The sequence below is a fragment of the Hydrogenophaga pseudoflava NBRC 102511 genome, assembly GCF_001592285.1.
Lineage (GTDB): Bacteria > Pseudomonadota > Gammaproteobacteria > Burkholderiales > Burkholderiaceae_C > Hydrogenophaga > Hydrogenophaga pseudoflava.
This window is the reverse complement of sequence record NZ_BCWQ01000001.1, coordinates 263,720-284,631: the sequence shown is the minus strand read 5'-3', so window position 1 is coordinate 284,631 and position 20,912 is coordinate 263,720. Positions and strand designations below refer to the sequence as shown.

The 20,912-nt window shown below is 68.3% G+C and carries 18 protein-coding genes and 1 riboswitch; of the genes, 6 read left to right on the top strand and 12 right to left on the bottom strand.

Annotated elements, in window-relative coordinates:
- Positions 1–49 precede the first annotated feature (49 nt).
- The 4 genes from HPS01S_RS01430 to HPS01S_RS21930 form a co-directional block, all read right to left on the bottom strand.
- A complete protein-coding gene (locus tag HPS01S_RS01430; protein ID WP_066150890.1) occupies positions 50–703 on the bottom strand; it encodes an ABC transporter ATP-binding protein in 654 nt (217 codons plus the stop codon).
- Positions 696–2,288 carry an ABC transporter permease gene (locus HPS01S_RS01425; protein ID WP_066150150.1) on the bottom strand — a complete coding sequence of 531 codons (1,593 nt, stop codon included), beginning with the start codon at positions 2,286–2,288 and terminating at the stop codon, positions 696–698. Before HPS01S_RS01425 ends, HPS01S_RS01430 begins: the two co-directional genes overlap by 8 nt.
- A gap of 2 nt (positions 2,289–2,290) precedes the next feature.
- Positions 2,291–3,331, bottom strand: a complete 1,041-nt coding sequence (locus HPS01S_RS01420; protein WP_066150147.1) for a thiamine ABC transporter substrate-binding protein — start codon at positions 3,329–3,331, stop codon at positions 2,291–2,293.
- Positions 3,332–3,391: 60 nt separating this feature from the next.
- Positions 3,392–3,500, bottom strand: a riboswitch (TPP riboswitch).
- An 80-nt stretch (positions 3,501–3,580) separates the two neighbouring features.
- Positions 3,581–3,751 carry a hypothetical protein gene (locus HPS01S_RS21930; RefSeq protein WP_165961666.1) on the bottom strand — a complete coding sequence of 57 codons (171 nt, stop codon included), beginning with the start codon at positions 3,749–3,751 and terminating at the stop codon, positions 3,581–3,583.
- A 94-nt stretch (positions 3,752–3,845) separates the two neighbouring features.
- Between HPS01S_RS21930 and HPS01S_RS01415 the strand changes: the two genes are divergently transcribed.
- The 3 genes from HPS01S_RS01415 (at position 3,846) to HPS01S_RS01405 (ending at position 7,905) form a co-directional block, all read left to right on the top strand.
- Entirely contained in the window at positions 3,846–6,413 is a 2,568-nt protein-coding gene (locus tag HPS01S_RS01415; RefSeq protein ID WP_066150145.1) for an FtsX-like permease family protein, read from the top strand.
- Positions 6,413–7,513, top strand: coding sequence for a lipocalin-like domain-containing protein (locus HPS01S_RS01410; RefSeq protein WP_066150142.1), 1,101 nt, complete (start codon positions 6,413–6,415; stop codon positions 7,511–7,513). The genes HPS01S_RS01415 and HPS01S_RS01410 overlap by 1 nt, the downstream gene beginning before the upstream one ends.
- Positions 7,514–7,668: 155 nt before the next feature.
- Positions 7,669–7,905, top strand: coding sequence for a hypothetical protein (locus HPS01S_RS01405; protein ID WP_066150139.1), 237 nt, complete (start codon positions 7,669–7,671; stop codon positions 7,903–7,905).
- A gap of 6 nt (positions 7,906–7,911) precedes the next feature.
- Here the strand turns inward: HPS01S_RS01405 and HPS01S_RS01400 are convergent, their stop codons facing one another.
- Entirely contained in the window at positions 7,912–9,240 is a 1,329-nt protein-coding gene (locus HPS01S_RS01400) for a GDSL-type esterase/lipase family protein (RefSeq protein ID WP_157576028.1), read from the bottom strand.
- Positions 9,241–9,388: 148 nt separating this feature from the next.
- Between HPS01S_RS01400 and HPS01S_RS01395 the strand changes: the two genes are divergently transcribed.
- Positions 9,389–11,176, top strand: a complete 1,788-nt coding sequence (locus HPS01S_RS01395) for an ABC transporter transmembrane domain-containing protein (RefSeq protein WP_066150132.1) — start codon at positions 9,389–9,391, stop codon at positions 11,174–11,176.
- 427 nt (positions 11,177–11,603) lie between these two features.
- Here HPS01S_RS01395 and HPS01S_RS01390 read toward each other — a convergent pair whose 3' ends face one another.
- The 5 genes from HPS01S_RS01390 to HPS01S_RS01370 all read right to left on the bottom strand — a co-directional run bounded on the left by HPS01S_RS01390 (position 11,604) and on the right by HPS01S_RS01370 (position 17,149).
- A complete protein-coding gene (locus HPS01S_RS01390; RefSeq protein WP_066150129.1) occupies positions 11,604–12,572 on the bottom strand; it encodes a dipeptide ABC transporter ATP-binding protein in 969 nt (322 codons plus the stop codon).
- Positions 12,573–12,595: 23 nt separating this feature from the next.
- The gene (locus HPS01S_RS01385; RefSeq protein ID WP_066150127.1) at positions 12,596–13,570 is read right to left on the bottom strand and encodes an ABC transporter ATP-binding protein; all 975 of its coding nucleotides are present in this window, start codon (positions 13,568–13,570) and stop codon (positions 12,596–12,598) included.
- A 19-nt stretch (positions 13,571–13,589) separates the two neighbouring features.
- Positions 13,590–14,447: an ABC transporter permease subunit gene (locus HPS01S_RS01380; RefSeq protein ID WP_066150124.1), complete on the bottom strand. Its 858-nt coding sequence runs from the start codon at positions 14,445–14,447 to the stop codon at positions 13,590–13,592.
- Entirely contained in the window at positions 14,444–15,472 is a 1,029-nt protein-coding gene (locus HPS01S_RS01375) for an ABC transporter permease subunit (protein WP_066150121.1), read from the bottom strand. The genes HPS01S_RS01380 and HPS01S_RS01375 overlap by 4 nt, the downstream gene beginning before the upstream one ends.
- 84 nt (positions 15,473–15,556) lie before the next feature.
- Positions 15,557–17,149 (bottom strand): ABC transporter substrate-binding protein, encoded by a 1,593-nt coding sequence (locus HPS01S_RS01370; protein ID WP_066150119.1) that lies wholly within the window; start codon positions 17,147–17,149, stop codon positions 15,557–15,559.
- A 205-nt stretch (positions 17,150–17,354) separates the two neighbouring features.
- Between HPS01S_RS01370 and HPS01S_RS01365 the strand changes: the two genes are divergently transcribed.
- A complete protein-coding gene (locus HPS01S_RS01365; protein ID WP_066150887.1) occupies positions 17,355–18,332 on the top strand; it encodes a dipeptidase in 978 nt (325 codons plus the stop codon).
- 133 nt (positions 18,333–18,465) lie between these two features.
- The gene (locus HPS01S_RS01360) at positions 18,466–19,794 is read left to right on the top strand and encodes a Glu/Leu/Phe/Val family dehydrogenase (protein WP_066150115.1); all 1,329 of its coding nucleotides are present in this window, start codon (positions 18,466–18,468) and stop codon (positions 19,792–19,794) included.
- A 40-nt stretch (positions 19,795–19,834) separates the two neighbouring features.
- Here HPS01S_RS01360 and HPS01S_RS01355 read toward each other — a convergent pair whose 3' ends face one another.
- Together HPS01S_RS01355 and HPS01S_RS01350 are read right to left on the bottom strand one after the other, a co-directional pair.
- Entirely contained in the window at positions 19,835–20,302 is a 468-nt protein-coding gene (locus HPS01S_RS01355; protein ID WP_066150112.1) for a DUF1178 family protein, read from the bottom strand.
- Positions 20,303–20,309: 7 nt separating this feature from the next.
- Entirely contained in the window at positions 20,310–20,906 is a 597-nt protein-coding gene (locus HPS01S_RS01350; RefSeq protein ID WP_066150108.1) for an NUDIX domain-containing protein, read from the bottom strand.
- Positions 20,907–20,912 lie beyond the last annotated feature (6 nt).

Genomic DNA, 20,912 nt, shown 5'->3' with positions numbered 1-20,912 from the left:
ATGACCAGGCATCTTATGCCCGGAAGAATGCAAGGGCCTCTACGAACGCTCACCACAGGGGCTGCGGGCGCCCCTCACGCAAGGTCCACGCATGTTGCGCCATGGCCTGGGCCTCCTGCGCGTCGTGCGTCACCAGGATCGCGGCCATGCCGGCCTCGGTGATGCGCTCGCGAAACTCGTCGCGCAATTGCTCGCGCAGGTGGGCATCCAGCGCGCTGAAAGGCTCATCCAGCAGCAGCGCTCTGGGCTGCGTGATCAGCGCACGCGCCAGCGCCACACGCTGCTGCTCGCCGCCCGAAAGGGTCCAGACGCGCGCGTCGCCGTGACCGGCCAGGCCGAAGCGCGCGAGCATGGCCTGCGCGCGATCGCGGGCCTCGGTCTTGCGCACGCGCTGCTCGATCAGGCCGAAGGCCACGTTGTCGCGCACGTTCAGGTGGGGGAACAGCGCGAAGTCCTGAAACATCAGCGCAAAGCGGCGCCGCTCGGGCGGCCAGCCGGTGATGTCCACGCCGTCGAACCAGACGCTGCCCTGCTCCGGCGCTTCGAGCCCGGCCACGATCTTGAGCAGCGTGCTCTTGCCGCTGCCCGAGGCACCGAGCAGCGCCACCGTCTCGCCCGCGTCCACGCGCAGGTTCACGCCGGACAGCAGCGGCCATTCGGGTGCGTCGTGCCAGTGTTTGTGGATGTCGCGCAGTTCAAGCATGGCGGGCATTGTCCCCGGCGCGGCGGTCGCGGCCCTCGATCAGCAGGAAGGCCAGCAGCGCCAGCGCCATCAGCAGCGCCGCGAGCACGAAGGCCGCATCCAGCGGGGCGGCGCCGGGCCGGCCCAGGTGCTGGTGGATCAGGGTGGTGAGCGTGGTCCATTCGGGCCGCGAGAGAAACAGCGTGACAGCGAACTCGCCCAGCGCGGTGGCGGCGGCAAAGGCCATGCCGCGCCGCAGCGCAGGCGCGATCATCGGCAGCGTGACGCGCCGGAACACGCGCCAGGGGGTGGCACCGAGCGTGGCCGCGGCCTGCGCGCAGTGGACCGGCAGGCCGTCAAGCGCGGCGGTTACAGACTTGGTGACGAAAGGCCAGGCCAGCAGCGCGTAGGCCGCCAGCAGCACCGGCAGGCTCGCGCTCCAGTCGGGGTAGAGCAGCAGCAGGCCAAAGGCTACGCTCACCGGCGAGACAACGAAAGGCAGGAAAGCCAGCGCGCGCCAGGTCACCGAAGACTGCAGGGCGAAGGCGTGCGACAGGCCGAGCGCGGTGGCGAACACCACGGCCAGCACCGAGAAACGCAGCGTGTTGCCCAGCGCGGCCAGGGTGTCGGCATCGGTGAGCACGGCCGCGCCCTGGCCGACGAACAGCGCCGACGCGGCGTGCCAGAGGATGGCCGCCAGCGGCGCGACACAGACCAGCACCAGCAGCCCCATCGCGCCCGCCACACCCAGCCACTGCAGGGCCGTGGCCGGCCGCTGCCGCGGCACAGGCGCGACCCGCGCCGGCGCCGCCAGCCGGCGCTCCAGCCAGGCGTAGGCCAGGGCCACGGCGCCGGTCAGCGCCATCATCCAGACCGCGAGCACGCCCGCACGGCCCAGTTCCAGCTCGTGCGCCACCAGGGTGTAGATCTCGACCTCGGCGGTGGCGTAGCGCTGGCCGCCCAGCACCAGCGCGAGGCCGAAGCCCGCGAAGCAGTAGAGGAACACCAGGCACAGTGCCGACGCCAGCCAGGGCGCGATGGCCGGCCACTCGATGCGCCAGAACGCGCGCCAGGGCGTGGCGCCCAGGGTGCGCGCGGCTGCGAGCCGCTGCGCGCCGACCTGCTCCAGCGCGTCGACACCGGCGCGCACCACCAGGCAGAGGTTGAAGAACAGGTTGCCGTAGAGCAGCAGCCAGGGTGTGTCGGTGAGCTCGACGCCGACCTCTGCCAGCGGCCCGCCGATCAGGCCGCGCGGCCCCCACAGCGCCAGCACGCCCATGGCCGCCACCAGGGTCGGCACCACGAAGGGCAGCATCAAGAGGCGCAACACCAGCGCGCGCCCCGGGAACTCGCGCCGCGCCAGCACCCAGGCGCAGGGCAGGCCCAGCAGCAGCGCCAGCGCACAGGTGATGCCCGCCTGCGCGAACGACCACAGCACGCGCCAGCGCAGGTAATCGTCCTGCCAGACGTCCAGCCAGCGCAGCGGCTCGGCGCCGTCGGCCGCGCCAGGCGCCAGCCCCTCGGCCAGCAGCCGCAGCACCGGCGCCACCAGCACCACCGCCAGAAACACCAGCGGCAGCGCAGGCAGCAGCCAGCGGCGAGACATCCTCACTTCAAGACTGTCTTGGTCCAGCGCTGCAGCCAGGCCTTGTTTTTGGCGGTCACATCGGCGGCCGACGGGTTGTCGAACGCCGTCGGCTCCACCGCATGGGTCTTCATCACGTCCACCCGCGCCGCGCCGGCCTCGGCCGGATACATCCACATCGTGGTCTGCAGCGCCTGCTGCGCCGGGGCGGAGCGCAGGAACTCGATGAACTTGCCGGCGGCTTCGCGCGCGGCCGGGTTGCCGCCCTTGACCAGGGCCACGCCCTCGACCTGGCGGAACACGCCGCCCTTGAGGAACAGGTTGGCGGTGGGCGACTCGGTGATCTTCTCCTTGCTGTAGAAGACCTCGGCCGCCGGGCTGCTGGCGTAGCTCACCACGATGGGGCGCGTGCCGCCGTTGCGCGTGAACTCGGTGTAGTAGGCCTCGGTCCAGCCCTTGACCACCTTCACGCCGTTGCCACGCATCCGGCCCCACCACTGGAATGCGCCCTCTTCGCCCAGGCCGGCGATGGTCGCGTAGAGGAAGGCCTGGCCCGGGCTGGAGGTGGCCGGGTTTTGCACCACCAGCAGCTTGGCGTAGGCGGGCTTGGCCAGATCGTCCAGCGAGGCCGGCAGCGCCAGGCCCTTCTTCGCAAACCAGGCCTTGTCGATGTTGAGGTTGACGTAGCCGAAGTCCACCGGCACCACGCCGCCGTCCAGGGTCACCGCCGCCGCGCGCTGGGCCGCGGGGCCGGTGTAGGGCTCGACCACGCCGGCGGCCAGCGCGCGCGGCAGCAGGGTGTTGTCGATGCCAAAGGCCACGTCGGCGATCGGCCTGGCCTTCGTCAGGATGAGCTTGTTGGTCATCTCGCCGGCATCCCCGGCCTTGACGATCTGCAGCCGCACGCCCGCGTCTTTCTCGAACTGCGCCAGCAGCTCCTTCGGCAGGTCGAACGAGCTGTGGGTCAGCACGCGCAGCGGCATGGGTGCCTGCGCCTGGGCCAGGCCCGCGAGGGACAGCGTGGTGAGGGAGAGGAGCGCCGAAAAAAGAAACCGCCGTTGCATGTGAAGCCGCCTTGTCAAAACGCCCGCGAGGGCTTGAGCAGGACGGACCACGGCAAACGGCGGACCGGCTTGTCACGCTCCCTACGCTGGCACAACCCAGATCAGGTGAGAGGGGTATTTCTCAGCCGCCGCCCGCATTGCTGCGGGCCCGGCACCCCCGGTGAAGCCGGCAATTTTAATCGGCGGGCCCAAAAAGCAGAAAAGGCCCTGACGGGCCTTTTCTCGGGGTGGGGACCGGACCCCAGGCGATCAGCCGCCCTTCTTCGAACGCTTGCCGGGGTTCTTCTTGCTGCGCGTGGCGACACCACGCTCCAGGCTCACGCGCTGGCCGCGGCCGGGGGTGGGCAGCACCACGCCGTCGGCGGCGGTGGGACGGGGAGTGGCTTTGCGGTCGGCTTCGGTGACGATTTTGTTGCCCATGTCGGTCTCAAGGGAAAGTTGGTTGGAAACCCCGTATTGGACCACATGACCACGTCCCCCATGGGGAGCCTGGCCGGAGCGCTAAGCTCACACGATGTTTGCGCTGCTCAAGACCTACTCCTGGCAGGAACTGCGCCACCACCCATGGCGCACGGTCGCTGCCGTGGTGGCGGTGATGCTGGGCGTGGCCCTGGCGCTGGCGGTGCAGCTGATCAATGCATCGGCGCTGGCGGAGTTTTCCGGGGCGGTGAGCGCGGTGAACGGTCAGCCCGACCTGTCGCTGCGCGCGCGCCAGGGTGGGCTGGACGACGCGCTGCTGGAGCCGGTGGCGCAGGCACCCGGTGTGGCCGCCGCCAGCCCGGTGCTGGAAGTGTCCACCTCGGTGCTGCTCGCCAATGCCCGGCGCCAGGGCGTGCGGCTGGTCGGCGTGGATGCGCTGTCGGTGGCCGCCGTCTCACCCGCGCTGATGCCGCAGCCCACGCCGCGCGACGATCCGGCCGCCCAGGGACGCTTCGAGCTGTTTGCCCCCGATGCGGTGTTCCTCAACCCGGCGGCGCGGCAGGTGCTGGCGCCCTCGGGCGATCTGCCGGCCACGCTGCAGGTGCAGAGTGGCCTGGAACGCGCGACCCTGCGGGTGGCCGGCAGCGTCAACGCGCCCGGCGCGCCCATGCTGGTGATGGACATCGCGGCGGCGCAGGCGCTGATGGGCCGCATCGGGGAAGTCAGCCGCATCGACCTGCGCCTGGCGCCGGGCACCGACACCCAGGCCTTGCTGCGCGGGCTCGCCCTGCCGCCCCACGTGATCGCCCAGCCGCCGGGCCAGGCGGGTGAGCGCGCCGACAACCTCTCGCGCGCCTACCGGGTCAACCTGACCGTGCTGGCGCTGGTGGCGCTGTTCACCGGCGGCTTCCTGGTGTTCTCGGTGTTGTCGCTGTCGGTCGCGCGGCGCCAGCAGCAGATTGCGCTGCTGGGCGTGTTGGGCCTGTCGGCGCCGGAGCGGCTGCGTCTGGTGCTGGCCGAGTCGGCGGTGCTGGGCCTGATCGGCAGCGCGCTGGGCGTGGCGCTGGGCACCGGCCTGGCTGTGGCCGCGCTGCGACTGCTGGGCGGCGACCTGGGTGGCGGCTACTTTTCGGGCGTCGCACCCTCGCTGCACTGGAGCACGCCCGCCGCCCTGGTCTACGGCGCACTGGGCGTGGTCGCCGCCCTGGTCGGCGGCTGGTGGCCGGCGCGCGCCGCCGCCGCCATGGCGCCGGCCCTGGCGCTGAAGGGGCTGGGGGCATCCGGCCCGGTGTCCCGGCGAAGCCACCGGCTCGCTCTGGGGCTGATGGTCCTGGCCGCGGCCCTGGCCTGGGCTCCGCCGGTCGCGGGCATTCCGCTGGCCGCCTATGTGTCGGTGGGGCTGCTGCTGGTGGGCGGCATCGCGGCGCTGCCGCTGGCGGTGGGCGCTCTGCTGGACCGCGTGGCGCCCCGTGTGGCCAGGCTGGCCCTGCCCCTGCTGGCGGTCGAACGCTCGCGGCGCCTGCGCGAGACCGCCGCCGTGGCCACCAGCGGCGTGGTCGCGAGCCTGGCGCTGTCGGTCGCGCTGACGGTGATGGTGGCGAGCTTCCGCGACTCGGTGGCGCAGTGGCTCGACGGCGTGCTGCCGGCGCAGCTGTATGTGCGCAGTGCGGGCAGTGGCGCGCAAGGGCAGGCCCTGCCGCCGGACTTCGTGGCCGCGGTGCGCGCGGTGCCGGGCGTCAACCGCGTCGACCCGCTGCGCGCCACCGAGGTGCTGGTCGACCCGGCCCGGCCGGCGGTGACCCTGCTGGCGCGGCCACTGGTGCACGACGACACCGGCGTGCCCGGCCAGCGCCTGCCCCTGGTCGGCGACGCGGTGATCCCGCCGGTGGGCGCGGTCGCGGTGTACGTGAGCGAGGCCATGGTGGACCTGCACAGCGCGCGCCCGGGCGGCGCGCTGGACGCACTCGCCCCAGCGTTCCCGGCCCTGCCGGCGGGCACCCGCTTCTTCGTGGCCGGCGTGTGGCGCGACTACGCGCGCCAGCACGGCAGCGTGGTCATCGACCTGGCCGATTACCAGCGGCTCTCGGGCGACCGCCGCGTCAACGACCTCGCCCTGCACCTGTCGCCCGATACCGACGAAGATGCGGTGCGCGAGGCCATCCGTGTGCTGGCGCAGTCCGCAGGCGCACAGGACCTGATCGAATTCGCCTCGGCGGGCCAGATCCGCGCCACCTCGCTGCGCATCTTCGACCGCAGCTTCGCCGTCACCTACTGGCTGCAGGCGGTGGCGATCGGTATCGGCCTGTTCGGCGTGGCGGCCAGCTTCAGCGCCCAGGTGCTGGCGCGGCGCAAGGAGTTCGGGCTGCTGGCCCACCTGGGGCTGACGCGCCGGCAGATCCTCGGCGTGGTGGCGCTCGAAGGCCTGTCGTGGACCGCCCTGGGGGCGCTCGCCGGCTTGGCGCTCGGGCTGGCGGTGAGCGTGGTGCTGGTGCACGTGGTCAACCCGCAGAGCTTTCACTGGACCATGGAGCTGTCGCTGCCCTGGTGGCGCCTGCTGGCGCTGTGCGCCGCCGTGGTCGCCGCCGGCACGATCACGGCCTGGCTGGCCGGGCGCGCCGCCGCCGGCCGCGATGCGGTCCAGGCGGTCAAGGAGGACTGGTGATGGACGGTCTCACGCGCCGCGCGCTGATCGCCGCCGGGCTGGCGGCGCCGCTGCCTGCGCTTTCACGCGATCTGGTGCCGCGCCCGCTGGTGTTCCCGCGCGACCACGGCACCCACAACGACACGCGCACCGAGTGGTGGTACCTGACCGGCCACGCGAAAGACGTCGGCGGGCGCGAGTTCGGCTTCCAGATCACCTTCTTCCGCAGCCGGGTCGACGGCACCGAAGCCCTGCCCGGCCGCCTCGCCGCGCGCCAGCTGCTGTTCGCGCACGCCGCCATCACCGACGTGCACAGCGGCCGGCTGCTGCACGACCAGCGCATCGCGCGCTGGAACGGCGAACCGCCGGCGCGCACCGAGCGCGCGGTGTTCGCCAGCACCGAAGATACCCATGTGGCGATCCGCGACTGGTTCCTGCGCCGCGAGGCCGACGGCCGCTACACCACCCGCGCCCCGGGCGACGAGCTGCAGATCGACCTGGAGGTCACGCCCACACAGGCCTGGCTGCTGCAGGGCGACCAGGGCTTCTCGCGCAAGGGCCCCGAGCCATCCCAGGCCAGCTTCTACGTCAGCCACCCGCAGCTGGCGGTGCGTGGCACGCTGGGCCTCAAAGGACAGCGGTTCGAGGTCCAGGGCACAGCCTGGCTGGACCACGAATGGAGCGAGGCGCTGATGCACCCCGATGCGGTGGGCTGGGACTGGTTCGGCATGAACCTGGAGGGAGGCCACAGCATCACAGCCTTCCAGCTGCGGCGCGCAGACGGCAGCAAGCTCTGGGCGGGTGGGTCCTTCCGCGCCGCGGGCAGCGCCCAGAGCCCCACCGACATCTACCGCTTCCGGCCCGGGGAACTGGACTGGGTGCCGCAGCGGCACTGGACCAGCCCGCGCACCCGTGCGCGCTATCCGGTGGAGTGGATGGTGCGCACACCGGGCGACTTCTACACCGTCAAGGCGGTGATCGACCCGCAGGAACTGGACGCCCGGGGCAGCACCGGCACCGTGTACTGGGAAGGTTTGTCCAACCTGTTCGACAGCAATGGAAAACGCGTCGGCCGCGGCTACCTTGAGATGACCGGCTACGCGAAACGCCTGGTGCTCTGAGCACACAAAGGCGGCGGGCGGTCTCAAAAAGGGAGAAACCCCTAAAACGCGCTCACTCGTTGCAACCCATAACGGTTTTACCCATAATGTTGCGCTGCACCATGGGTACCACCACTGCTCCCCTGCAAGTTGGCCTTGAGGACCTCCTCGGCGACATGCAACACGCCCGCCGCACCGGCGACATGGGCCGCCTGGCCCTGTTGGCCTACTGCGAGGTGCGCCGCTGGGCCCGCCAGGCCGGCGAGCCCGAATTGGCTGACCGCTCGACCGCACTGATCACCCGCCACCCCTATGCCAGCCGCGACCAGTTCATGGCACAGATCGACGACCTGATCGGTGAACTGGAACGCGCCCACTCCCGGGTTCTGGCCCAGGTGCCGCCCCCCCACTGAACGCCCTCAGAAAGAGGGGACGAGCGCCTGCCAGACGTTCTCCAGGATGGCCGGCTGCGCGGCGTCCTTCAGGTGCACCTGGTCCGGGTGGTAGTAGGTGCCGGTGAACGGAATGCCGCCCGATCCTGCGAAGTAGGTGCCCGCGTTGTTGGTCGCCACGCGCTGGTACATCTCCGTCATGCCTTGGCGGTACGCGCTGCCCTTGGGGTAGAACGCAAAGTCCATCACATACACCCTGGCGTGCGCCGCGAGGCTGGCCTGAGCCATCGCGCCCAGGTTGGCCTCCATGGACCACACCCCACGGTTTTGCCAGGCGTCGTTGGTGCCCTGCGCGAGGATGACGTGGGTGGGCGCGTACTGGTTCAACCACCCCTGGATGCGTGCCAGACCGTGGTCGGTGCGCATGCCGCCCACGCTGACATTGACCAGCCGGTTGCAGGCCCGCCCTGTGCGGGTCCTGATCTCCGTGGCGAGCTTCTGGGTCCAGACCTTGCCTGGCGACACGAAGCTGTAGGGGTTGCCGTTGATGCTGGTGCCGTAGCCCTGGGACAGGGAGTCTCCCACCACCAGCACCACCGCATTGGGCGTTGCCGCCGGTGGGTCGGACACCGCCGCAGGGTCCATCACATAGTAGGCGGGGCCCTCATACCGGTACGCGCACAGGCTGGCGATGACGCCATCCCGCTCGGTGTGGTCGGCGGTGTAGAAGTGCAGCCCCCGGTCGGATCGGTAGAAACGGAACAGCGGCTTGAGCCCGGCACCGCCGACCGGGCTGGCATGGTAGGCCACGCCTTCGTAAACATAGCTGGGCAGGTTGGCCTGGATGTAGTTCTTCTCGTCCTCACTGATCGTGTAGAGGTGCACACCGTTGACCGTGTTGTTGAACCGGTGCACCGGCAGCAACCCCGGCTGAGCGGTCGGGCTGACGAGGAATGCCTGGCCCTCGTAGTTGAACTGCGGCATCGTCGCAATGACGAGGTCCCGCTCGGCCGTATCGATGGTGTAGAAGTGCGCACCGGTCTGGCGGTTGAGGAACCGGTAGACAGGAACCAGCCCGGTGAACGCCTTGGGCGCCAGCAAGCCGGACTTCTGCGCGCTGGCAGACTTTCTCTGGTACTCACCCAGCTGCTCCCTGTTGAGCCGTGCGGCTTTTCCAAGATGGGTCTCGGTGGCGTCTTCGCCGTCCACCAGCAGCGGTTGCCCGGAATCCGCGTAGCGCGCCCACTCATCCATCAGACTGGTGGTTCCCGCCGGCGCGTCCGCGCTGGTCGTCGTGTTGGAAGACGGCGCCGCGTCCTGATCGGAGCCACCGCCGCAGGCCGACAGAAGAGCCACCACAAGACCAAGGGCAACGCGTGAGAGAAGGGCAAACCGGGAAGCAGGCATGGGAGACTTGTCCAGACAGCGAAACGGACAGGCCTGTCCGACCGATGGGTCGAGCGCCTGTCGAAGAGCCCCGAATTATCGGGGCACACTGCACATCATGAGCACCCCCTCGCCGGCAGACCGCCCCCGCGCCACCACCCCCACATCCCTGAGCGGCCTGCTGCCGTTCCTGCGGCCCTACCGCTGGCAGATCGCCGGAGCCCTGCTGTTTCTGACACTGGCCGCCGTGGCCACGCTGCTGTTCCCGCTGGCACTGCGCCAGCTGATCGACGGAGGGCTGGTGTCGGCCGACCGCGGCGACCAGACCATGGCGCTGCGCGGCCATTTCCTGCAGCTGTTCGGCGTGGCGGTGCTGCTGGGCCTTTCGTCGGCGGTGCGTTTCTACTTCGTCAGCTGGATCGGCGAGCGCGTCACGGCCGACCTGCGCAATGCCGTCTACAGCCATGTGCTGCGACAGAGCCCGCAGTTCTTCGAGACCACCCAGACCGGCGAGGTGCTCTCGCGCCTGACCACCGACACCACCCTGGTGCAGACCGTGGTCGGCTCGTCGATGTCGATGGGCCTGCGCAACGCGGTCACCGGTATCGGCGCGCTGGGCATGCTGATCTGGACCAACCCTTACGTGATGACGCAGGTGCTGCTGATCCTGCTGCTGGTGGTGGCGCCCAGCATGTGGTTCGGCCGGCGCGTGCGCAAGCTCTCGCGCGCCAGCCAAGACCGCGTGGCCGATTCCAGCGCCATCGCAGCCGAGGTGCTCAACGCGATTCCGGTGGTGCAGAGCTACGCGGCCGAAGACCGCGAGGCGCAGCGCTTCTCGGCCTCGACCGACAGCGCCTTCCTCACCGCCGTGCGGCGCAGCAAAGCCCGCGCCGCGCTGATCGCCTTCATCATCATCAGCACCGCGGCCCTGCTGCTGTGGGGCCTGTACCAGGGCACGCAGGCGGTGATCGCAGGGCAGATCAGCGCCGGCCACCTGGGCCAGACGGTGGTCTACATCATCATCCTGGCGGGCGCGGTGGCGGTGCTGGGTGAGGTCTACGGCGACCTGCTGCGTGCGGCCGGCGCGAGCGAGCGCCTGATGGAGCTGCTGGCGCTGCGCTCGCCGGTCCAGTCGCCGACGCAACCAGTGTCGGTGCCCTGGCCGCAGGGCGGCAGCGCGGTGCGCTTTGACAGCATCACCTTCCACTACCCTTCGCGCCCGGACCAGGCCGCGCTTTCGGACCTGACGCTGGACGTGGCACCGGGCCAGACCGTGGCCCTGGTCGGCCCCAGCGGCGCCGGCAAGACCACGGTGTTTGGCCTGCTGCTGCGCTGGTACGACCCGGCCGCGGGCACGATCTCGCTGGACGGCACGCCGATCCAACACATGGACCTCCAGGCGCTGCGCGAGCGCATCGGCATCGTGCCGCAGGACCCGGTGATCTTCTCCAGCAGCGCGATGGAGAACATCCGCTACGGCAAACCCGGCGCCAGCGACGACGAGGTGCGCGCCGCGTCACGAGCGGCGTTCGCGGATGAGTTCATCGAGCGCCTGCCCGAGGGCTACGACACCTTCCTGGGCGAGCGCGGCGTGCGGCTCTCGGGCGGCCAGCGCCAGCGCATCGCGATCGCGCGCGCGATGCTCAAGAACCCGCCGCTGCTGTTGCTGGACGAGGCGACGAGCGCGCTGGACGCGCAGAGCGAGCGCATGGTGCAGGCGGCGCTGGAGTCGGCGATGAAAGACCGCACGACGCTGGTGATCGCGCACCGTCTGGCCACGGTGCAGCAAGCCGACCGCATCCTGGTACTGGACCACGGCCGGCTGGTCGAACAAGGCACCCACGCCGAGCTGGTGGCGCTCGGCGGGGTGTATGCGCGGCTGGCGGCTCTCCAGTTTTCTTCCTGAGTTCTTGTTGGTTTGATCGCCTGCACCTCGCGCAGGGTGATGGCGGCAGCCCCGTGCTCCGGCCCACGCTCGCCGCCGGAGGAACGGGTTCGCAACCGCAGCTGCGTCAACACCGGTACCGCTCGCACACTCTGTGGCAACGGCGAATGGGGCCTGCGCCCGGGGCTGCCGCCATCACCATGAACCAACGCACGAGCGCACCACGGACAACGCAAGCTCAAACCTCACTCGGGGCAGGTGGTGCGGGTGGACGGGCGCAGTCCCCATTCGCGGTTGCCCGCACGGTAGATCACCACAGAAGCGTTGACGAAGTGAAGCGGACGGACCCGCGCAGACCCCCGCGAGGTGGGACGGAGAACGACCACCCGCACCACCTGCCCTTGCAAGCAAAGCCAGAGCGCCGAAGGAAAAACGTCAGAGCAAGAAGTCAGACGTGGTGACAAGCCACCAGCCGCCCTTCAACTTCGCGCAACAGCGGCAACTCGGAAGAACAACGCGCATCCGCCCGAGGACAGCGCTTGTGAAAAGCACAGCCAGAGGGCGGATTCAGCGGACTCGGCAGCTCGCCCGTGATCGGGATTTTCTTCTGCCGCTGCGCCGGATCGATCGAGGGCGTCGCCGACAGCAACGCCTGCGTGTACGGATGCAGCGCGCGTGAAAACAGCGCCTCCTTCGGCGCCGACTCCACCACCCGCCCCAGGTACATCACCATCACGTGGTCCGCGATGTGTTCCACCACCGCCAGGTTGTGCGAGATGAACACATAGGCCGTCTGCAGCTGTTCCTGCAGGTCCATGAACAGGTTCAGCACCTGCGCCTGGATCGACACGTCCAGCGCCGAGGTCGGCTCGTCCGCCACCAGGATCTTGGGCTGCAGCACCATCGCCCGCGCAATCGCGATGCGCTGGCGCTGGCCGCCCGAGAACATGTGGGCGTAGCGGTCGGCGTGCTCGGGGCGCAGGCCTACGAGCTTCAGGATCGACTGCACCTTCTGCTTTCGCTCGTCCGCCGACATGGTCGTGTTCAGCAGCAGCGGCTCGGCGATCTGGTGACCGATCTTCTGGCGCGGATTCAGCGACGCATAGGGGTTCTGGAACACCATCTGCACCTGGCTGCGCAGCCGCTTGTACTGCGCGCGGTCGCCCGGCACCACCCACTCACCACCCACCTGCAACCGGCCTTCGGTCGGCTCCTCGATCAGCGTGAGCTGGCGCGCCAGCGTGCTCTTGCCGCAGCCCGATTCGCCCACCACCGCCAGCGTCTGGCCGGCGGCGAGCGAGAAGGACACATCGACCAGGGCCTTGACGGTCAGCTTCGGTTTGAACGCGCCCTGCGACACGCCGTAGTGGCGCGTCAGCGACTCGGCCTGCATCACGGGTGCAGCGGACGGACTCATCAGTGATTGGTTTGGATTGTTCATCACACCACCTCCTCGGCCACAAGGGGGAAGAAGCAGCGCACCTGGGTGCCCTCATGGGCGAGCAGTCCGGGGCGTTCGATCTGGCAGCGTTCCTGCACCTTCGGGCAGCGCGGTGACAGCAGGCAGCCGGCCGGCCGGTCGTGCTGCCCGGGCACGATGCCCGGCAGCGTGTGCAGGCGGCGCGCGCCGCGGCTGTGCTCGGGCACGCTCTGCAACAGCGCCGCGGTGTAGGGGTGCGAAGGCGTGGCAAACAGCCGGTCCACCGGGCCTTGCTCGACCACCTGGCCCGCGTACATCACGGCCACGCGCTGCGCCACTTCGGCCACCACCGCCAGGTCGTGCGTGATCAGGATCAGCGCCATGTGGTGCGCCTGCTGCAGCTGCACCAGCAGCTCCATGATCTGCGCCTGGATGGTCACGTCCAGCGCCGTCGTCGGCTCGTCGGCGATCAGCAGCTTGGGGTTGCAGGCGATCGCCATCGCGATCATCACGCGCTGCGCCATGCCGCCGGAGAACTGGTGCGGGTAGCTGTCCAGCCGGCTCTGCGCGCCCGGGATCTCGACCATCTGCAACAGCTCCAGCGCCCGCGCGCGCGCCGCCGCGCCGCGCAGGCCCATGTGCTCGCGCAGCACCTCTTCAAGTTGGTAGCCGACGGTGAAGCACGGGTTCAGCGAGGTCATGGGGTCCTGGAAGATCATGGCCATGTCCTTGCCCAGGATCTTGCGCCGCTGCCGGTCGCTGATGGTGAGCAGGTCCTGGCCGTCGAAGTGCAGGCGCTGCGCGTTCACGCGCCCCTGCCCCGCGAGCAGGCCCATCATCGCCATCATCGAGACCGACTTGCCCGAACCCGACTCGCCGACGATGCCCAGCACCTCGCCCTGGTTCAGCTGCAGGTCGAGGGAATCGACCGCGCGAAAACCGCGGCCCTTGGCGCCGAACTCGACGCTCAGTTGTTGGATGTCCAGAAGGCTCATGTTGGTATTCCTTGCCCGTTCATGAGGCCGACTTGAGTTTGGGGTCGAGCGCGTCGCGCAGACCATCGCCCACCAGGTTGATCGCCAGCACCGACAGCAGGATCGTCAGGCCCGGCAGTGTCACCACCCACCAGGCGCTCTCGATGTAGTCGCGCGCCGAGGCGAGCATGGTGCCCCACTCGGGCAGCGGCGGCTGCACGCCCAGGCCGAGGAAGCCCAGCGCTGCGATTTCGAGGATCGCGGCCGAGAAGCTCATGGTGGCGTGCACGATCAGTGGCGCCGTGCAGTTGGGCAGCACGGTCACGAACATCAGGCGCAGCGTGCGCGCGCCCGACAGCCGTGCGGCCGTGACGTAGTCGCGCTTGAGCTCACTCATCGCCGAGGCGCGCACCAGGCGCACATAGGCCGGCAGCGACACCAGCGCGATCGCAATCATGGCGTTGACCAGACCCGGACCAAGGATGGCCATGATCGCCACCGCCATCAGCAACGAAGGCAGTGCCATGACGATGTCCATCACGCGCATGATGGTCGAGTCGACCCACTTGCCGGCGAAGGCCGCCACCAGACCGAGGATCACCCCCGGCACCAGCGCCATCAGCACCGACACCAGACCCACCAGCAGCGACAGCCGCGCACCGTGGATCAGCCGCGAGAGCAGGTCGCGGCCGAGCTCGTCGGTGCCCAGCAGGAACTGCGAGCTGCCGCCGGCCCAGACGGGGGCCTGCAGGAAGTGGTCGCGGTACTGTTCGATCGGGCTGTGCGGTGCGACCAGCGGCGCGAACAGCGCCAGCAGCACCACCACGGCCATGAACAGCAGACCGGCCACGGCCCCTTTGTTGAGCGAGAAGGCTCGCCAGAATTCTCTGAAATTCATGAGGTCACCCGGATGCGAGGGTTGGCCACACCGTAGAGCAAGTCCACGGTGAAGTTGGTCAGGATCACCAGGGTAGCGACCAGCAGGATGCCGTTCTGCACCACGGGGTAGTCGCGCCGTCCGATCGCTTCGATCAGCCACTTGCCGATGCCCGGCCAGGAGAAGATGGTCTCTGTCAGCACCGCGCCGCCCATCAGCGTGCCGACCTGCAGGCCGACCACGGTGAGCACCGGAATCAGCGCGTTGCGCAGCGTGTGCACGAAAACCACCCGCGAGGGCGACAGACCCTTGGCACGCGCGGTGCGCACATAGTCCTCACGCAGCACCTCCAGCATGGACGAGCGCGTCATGCGCGCGATCACCGCCAGCGGGATGGTGCCCAGCACGACGGCCGGCAGGATCAGGTGACGCACCGCATCCCACCAGGCGCCGGCGTTGAGCTCGGGGTCGGCATGCTCGGCCAGCCAGGCGTCGATGAGCATGAAGCCCGTCTGCGGCGGCACATCGAACATCAGGTCGAGTCGCCCGGACACCGGTGTCCAGCCCAGGCCGACCGAAAAGATCAGGATCAGCAGCAGACCCCACCAGAAGATCGGCATCGAATAGCCGGTGAGCGCACCCGTCATCACTGTGTGGTCCAGCCAGGTGCCGCGCTTGACGGCCGCCAGCACGCCCGCAATCACGCCGAACACCAGCGCGATCAGCAGCGCGCACAGCGCCAGCTCCAGCGTGGCCGGGAACAGCGACTTGAACTCGGCCCAGACGCTGGCCTGCGTCTTGAGCGACTGGCCCAGGTTGCCTTGCGCCAGATCGGCCAGGTAACGGCCGTACTGCACGTACAGCGGCTGGTCCAGCCCGAGCTTCTTGAGCGCGGCGGCGTGCATTTCGGGGTCGAGCGTGCGCTCGCCCATCATGACCTCCACCGGATCACCCGGGATCAGCCGGATGAGCGAGAAGGTCAGCAGCGTGATGCCCAGAAAGGTGGGTATGAGCACCAGCAGTCTTTGGAGAAGGTATCTCAGCATGAGAGAACACTCCTTGTTGTTATGCAAATACAAAAAAAGCAGGCGTCAAACCTGACGCCTGCCATGTGAGCCAAAGCGAAGACTTTACTTCACGCCCACGCCTTCGAAGTTGTAGTCGCCGAAGGGGCTGATGACGAAGCCGGACACGTTCTTGCGCATCGGCTGGTTGACCGTCGAGTGGGCGATGGTCGTCCAGGGCAGGTCTTTCTTGAAGACTTCCTGCGCCTTCATGTACAGCTCGGTGCGTTCCTTCTGGTTGGTGCTGTTGCGGGCCTTGAGGGTGTAGCCATCAAATTCCTTGCTGCAATAGCGCGCGTAGTTGGAACCACCCACGGCCTCGCAGGTCAGCAGCACGCCCAGGAAGTTGTCGGGCGAGGCATAGTCCCCGGTCCAGCCGATCAGGCCGGTGTCGTGCTCGCCGTTCTTCATGCGCTTGAGGTACTCACCCCATTCGTACTGGGTGATCTTGGCCTTGATGCCCACCTTGGCCCAGTCGGCCTGGATCATTTCGGACATCAGCTTGGCGTTGGGGTTGTAAGGGCGCTGCACCGGCATGGCCCAGAGGGTGATCTCGGTGCCTTCGGCCACGCCGGCCTTCTTCAGCAGCTCCTTGGCCTTCTCGGGGTTGTAGGCGGCGTTCTTCAGGTTCTTGTTGTAGGACCACAGCGAAGCCGGGAACGGGTTGGCGGCTTCCTGGCCCTGGCCCTGGTAGACCGCGTCGATGATCGCCTTGCGGTTGATCGCCATGTCCAGCGCCTGGCGCACTTCCAGCTTGTTCATCGGGGCCTTCTCGGTGTTGTACGAGAGGTAGCCGATGTTGAAGCCCGGGGCGGTGTCGACCTTCAGGTTGGGGTCGGTCTTCATCGCGGCAATGTCCTGCGGCTTGGGGAAGGACATGATGTGGCACTCGCCGGCCTTGAGCTTCTGGAAGCGCACCGACGCGTCGGTGGTGATCGCGAAGATCAGGTTGTCCACCAGCACGTTCTTGGCGTTCCAGTAGTCCTTGTGCTTGGCGTAGCGGATCTGCGCGTCTTTCTCGTAGCGGCGCAGCACGAACGGGCCGGTGCCCACGGGCTGCTGGTTGATCATGCTGGCCTTGCCTTCGGCCAGCAGCTTGTCGGCGTACTCCTTGGAGAGCACGGAGGCGAACGGCATGGCCAGTTTGACCAGCAGGTCGGGATCCGGCTTCTTGAGCTTCACGACCACGGTGAGCGGATCGGTCTTGGTGACCGACTCGGTGTTGCTCTCCAGACCCACGTCGGATGCGTAGGGGAACTGCGCCGGGTAGGCCTTGTTGAAGGCGTGCTCCTTGTTGACCATGCGCTCGATGGTGAAGATCACATCGTCGGCGGTCAGGTCACGACCGGGCTTGAAGTAGTCGGTGGTGTGGAACTTGACGCCCTTGCGCAACTTGAAGGTGTAGGTCAGGCCATCGGCGGAAATGGCCCAGGACTCGGCCAGGCTGGGTTCGACGTCGGTGCCGCCCTTCTTGAACTGGGTCAGGCGGTTGAAGAGCGCGTGACCGGCGGCATCGAAGGTGGTGCCGGCCGTGTATTGCGCGGTGTCGAAGCCTTCCGGGCTGCCTTCGGAACAGTAAATCAGCGTACCTGCGGCATGCGACGCAGCGGCAACAGCCGTCAGGCTCAGCGCCAGCGCCAGTTTCTTCACTTCAAACATAGGGTCTTCCTCAAGTTATGCGGGCGCAGCGAAGTGCTCGCCCGTCGGGTGAAAAATGATTATCAAGACAAATGCCTGTGCCGCTGTCACCTGCGTTGGTGCCACTGGTGTTGAACCACAGGTCCACTTGACCCGCATCAAGAACTGCAAAATCGGTGCCATCTCGCGCCGCCTCGCTGAAAGCGCCACAACCACCAAGGACCCCATGATTCGCTGGGAAGCCCACACCTGCCTGCCCCTGCACCCCGACGCCAGCTTTGCACCACTGGAGCACTACCGCACCGCGGGCGTGCACTACGTGAGCATCAATGTGGGCATGGACATGAACCCGCTGTCGCAGATCCTGCCGGTGATCGCGGCGTTTCGCGCCCGGCTGCTTGCAGCACCTGATCGATACCTCCTGCCGGACACGGTAGCCGACATCGAACGCGCGCGTCACGAGGGAAAACTCGCGGTCGGCTTCGACCTCGAAGGCGCACTGCCGCTGCTGGAACGGCCGGAAATGGTGGCGCTGTACCGCGACCTCGGCGTGCGCCAGATCCACTTCGCCTACAACCGCAACAACAGCGTGGCCGGCGGCTGCCACGACGCGCCGCAAGGCCTGACCGCGCTGGGGCGCCGGATGGTCGAAGCGATGAATGCGGCCGGCGTGATCATCGACTGCTCGCACACCGAGCGCCGCACCACGCTGGACATCATGGCCCACTCGACCCGACCGGTCGTGTTCAGCCACGCCAATCCACTGGCCCTGGTCGAACATGGTCGCAACATCACCGACGAACAGATCCGCGCCTGCGCCACCACCGGCGGCGTGGTGTGCATCTCCGGTGTCTCCCGTTTTCTCGGCGTCGAATCGCCCGCCGCGAGCGACATCGTGCGCCACCTGCTGCACGTCGCCGAGCTCGTCGGGACCCGGCACGTCGGCCTGGGACTGGACATCGGCTTCGGAGAACCCGGCCTCGACGACGACCCGCCCCCGCCCTTTGATCCGGAGTACTGGTGGCCCGCTGGCGCGGGCTACGGCCGCGGCATCCGGCAGATGCGGTACGCACCGGTCGACACCTGGAAGCAGCTGCCCGAGGCCCTGCGCGCGGCGGGCATGGACGACAACGACATCGACGGCATCCTCGGTGGAAACATGGCACGGGTGGCCCGGCAGGTCTGGGAACGACCACCCGCCTGACACCCAGGGTTATGCAGCAGGCGCATAACGGAATGGCAACTCGGCCTTGGACAGTGGTGGCACCCGGTCCTTACAGTCCCGGCCATCGGCTCCACCGTGGAACGATGAGACAACCCACAAGGACACCTCGCAAATGTCACAAGCACCGCACCCGGCCGGCGCCGCGGCCAACAGCCCGGCAGCCTTCACCAACGCCCTGCCGTCCTATCTGGACCCCAACAACCTCGGCCCCTGGGGCATCTATCTGCAACAGGTTGACCGCGTCGCGCCCTACCTGGGCAGCCTCGCCCGCTGGGTCGACACCCTCAAGCGCCCCAAGCGCACCCTGATCGTCGACGTGCCAATCCACCTCGACGATGGCACCGTGGCCCACTTCGAGGGCTACCGCGTGCAGCACAACACCAGCCGCGGCCCCGGCAAGGGCGGCGTGCGCTTCCACCAGAACGTGACCCTGTCCGAGGTGATGGCGCTGTCGGCCTGGATGTCCATCAAGAACGCGGCGGTCAACGTGCCCTACGGCGGCGCCAAGGGCGGCATCCGCGTCGACCCACGCCAACTGTCGATCGGTGAACTTGAGCGCGTGACGCGTCGATACACCAGTGAGATCGGCATCATCATCGGCCCGACCAAGGACATCCCCGCCCCCGACGTCAACACCAACGAACAGGTGATGGCCTGGATGATGGACACCTACTCGATGAACGAAGGCGCCACGGCCACCGGCGTCGTCACCGGCAAACCGGTCGACCTCGGCGGTTCGCTGGGCCGCCGCGAAGCCACCGGCCGCGGTGTGTTCACAGTGGGCGTCGAAGCCGCCAAGCACACCGGCATGGACATTTCCAAGGCCCGCGTGGCGGTGCAGGGCTTCGGCAATGTCGGCGGCGTCGCCGGCAAGCTGTTTGCGGAAGCCGGCGCCAAGGTGGTGGCGGTGCAGGACCACGGCGGCACCGTCTACCGCGAGTCCGGCCTGGACGTGCCCGCCCTGCTCGCCCACGTGGCCCGCGTGGGCTCGGTCGCCGGGTTCAGCGGTGGCGAAGTGATCGACAACGACGCCTTCTGGGGCGTGCCTTGCGACATCCTGATCCCGGCTGCGCTGGAACAGCAGATCACCGAAGCCAACGCCGGCCGCATCCAGGCCAAGATGATCATCGAAGGCGCCAACGGTCCGACCACGCCCCAGGCCGACGACATCCTGCACGACCGCGGCATCCTGGTGTTGCCCGACGTGATCGCCAACGCTGGCGGCGTGACGGTGAGCTACTTCGAGTGGGTGCAGGACTTCTCCAGCTTCTTCTGGAGCGAGGACGAGATCAACGAGCGCCTGGTGCGCATCATGAAAGGCGCGTTTGCTGCCGTCTGGCAGGTGGCCGAGGAGAACAAGGTCAGCCTGCGCACTGCGACATTCATCGTGGCCTGCAAGCGCATCCTGCACGCACGCGACCTGCGCGGTTTGTATCCCTGATGGGCCGAGCATGAAGAAGCCCCGCATCGCGGGGCTTTTTTCATTGCAGTGTTTCTTTCAGGGCCGGCAAGGCCGGCAGGGGCATCACGTCGATACCCTCCTCGATCAGCTCCATCGCCACCTCGGGTGTGGTGCGGCCGCGGATGTTGCGCTGTGCCAGCTCGCCGTGGTGCATGGCCCGCGCCTGGTCGGCAAAGCGTTCGCCCACGTCTTCGGTCTGGCTCATCAGCTCGCGCACGGCGCGCAACAGGCGCCCCTGCAGTTCGGACCCCGGCGCAGTCCGGCCCAACTCCACCAGGCCCTCGTCCGTGCCTGCACGCGCCACCGGTTCCTCGCTTGTGCGACCCAGGTTCAACCGCGGCGCCGACAGCATCTTGCGCACCTGCGCGTCGCCACACAGCGGGCAGCTCAGCAGGCCACGCTCCAGTTGCTGATGGAAATCGTCTTCCGACGCGAACCAGCCCTCGAAGTCGTGCTGGTGCGAACACTGCAGGTTGAGAACCTTCATGACTGAATTATCGTGCGACGTCGGCGGGCATGGCGCCGGACCAGTCCAGTGACCACACGCCCGACAGCACGTTCTGCAGCCAGAGGGCACCGACCAGGGTCTTGCAGTCAATGATGCTGCCGTCGCGACACCAGCCATTCACTTCGTCGGGCGTGGCGTTGAACACGTCCAGGAATTCGCCCTCATCCAGCCGGCGTTCGCCCTGCGACAGCCCCCGGGCGAACCAGATGTCGATGATTTCGTCGGAGTAGGCGATGGTCGGTGCCAGCCTGCCCGCAAACGCCCATTCCGTGGCCCTGTATCCCGTCTCTTCTGCCAGCTCGCGCCGGGCGCAGGCCAGGCTGCCCTCACCGGCATCGAGCTTGCCCGCCGGAAACTCCACGATGACGCTGCGCATGGGATGCCGGAACTGGCGCTCCATGACCACACGACCGTCGTCCAGCAGACCGATCACCATCACCGCCCCCGGGTGCAGCACATATTCACGTGTCGCCTCTTGCCCAGAAGGCAGGCGTACGGTGTCCCGCACGACATGAAGGAAGTGACCCTTGAGCAACTCGGTGCGGGCGACGGGCTCTTCAAGCAGGTGGGCATCCTGGCTCATGGCGCG

Excerpts from the sequence above, each read along its gene's own strand:
- HPS01S_RS01395 (WP_066150132.1), top strand. The coding sequence starts at position 9,389 with ATGAGCACCCCCTCGCCGGCAGACCGCCCCCGCGCCACCACCCCCACA.
- HPS01S_RS21930 (WP_165961666.1), bottom strand. The coding sequence starts at position 3,751 with ATGGGCAACAAAATCGTCACCGAAGCCGACCGCAAAGCCACTCCCCGT.
- HPS01S_RS01360 (WP_066150115.1), top strand. The coding sequence starts at position 18,466 with ATGTCACAAGCACCGCACCCGGCCGGCGCCGCGGCCAACAGCCCGGCA.
- HPS01S_RS01415 (WP_066150145.1), top strand. The coding sequence starts at position 3,846 with ATGTTTGCGCTGCTCAAGACCTACTCCTGGCAGGAACTGCGCCACCAC.
- HPS01S_RS01420 (WP_066150147.1), bottom strand. The coding sequence starts at position 3,331 with ATGCAACGGCGGTTTCTTTTTTCGGCGCTCCTCTCCCTCACCACGCTG.
- HPS01S_RS01355 (WP_066150112.1), bottom strand. The coding sequence starts at position 20,302 with ATGAAGGTTCTCAACCTGCAGTGTTCGCACCAGCACGACTTCGAGGGC.
- HPS01S_RS01390 (WP_066150129.1), bottom strand. The coding sequence starts at position 12,572 with ATGAGTCCGTCCGCTGCACCCGTGATGCAGGCCGAGTCGCTGACGCGC.
- HPS01S_RS01370 (WP_066150119.1), bottom strand. The coding sequence starts at position 17,149 with ATGTTTGAAGTGAAGAAACTGGCGCTGGCGCTGAGCCTGACGGCTGTT.
- HPS01S_RS01365 (WP_066150887.1), top strand. The coding sequence starts at position 17,355 with ATGATTCGCTGGGAAGCCCACACCTGCCTGCCCCTGCACCCCGACGCC.
- HPS01S_RS01430 (WP_066150890.1), bottom strand. The coding sequence starts at position 703 with ATGCTTGAACTGCGCGACATCCACAAACACTGGCACGACGCACCCGAA.
- HPS01S_RS01350 (WP_066150108.1), bottom strand. The coding sequence starts at position 20,906 with ATGAGCCAGGATGCCCACCTGCTTGAAGAGCCCGTCGCCCGCACCGAG.
- HPS01S_RS01405 (WP_066150139.1), top strand. The coding sequence starts at position 7,669 with ATGCAACACGCCCGCCGCACCGGCGACATGGGCCGCCTGGCCCTGTTG.
- HPS01S_RS01425 (WP_066150150.1), bottom strand. The coding sequence starts at position 2,288 with ATGTCTCGCCGCTGGCTGCTGCCTGCGCTGCCGCTGGTGTTTCTGGCG.
- HPS01S_RS01410 (WP_066150142.1), top strand. The coding sequence starts at position 6,413 with ATGGACGGTCTCACGCGCCGCGCGCTGATCGCCGCCGGGCTGGCGGCG.
- HPS01S_RS01375 (WP_066150121.1), bottom strand. The coding sequence starts at position 15,472 with ATGCTGAGATACCTTCTCCAAAGACTGCTGGTGCTCATACCCACCTTT.
- HPS01S_RS01385 (WP_066150127.1), bottom strand. The coding sequence starts at position 13,570 with ATGAGCCTTCTGGACATCCAACAACTGAGCGTCGAGTTCGGCGCCAAG.
- HPS01S_RS01380 (WP_066150124.1), bottom strand. The coding sequence starts at position 14,447 with ATGAATTTCAGAGAATTCTGGCGAGCCTTCTCGCTCAACAAAGGGGCC.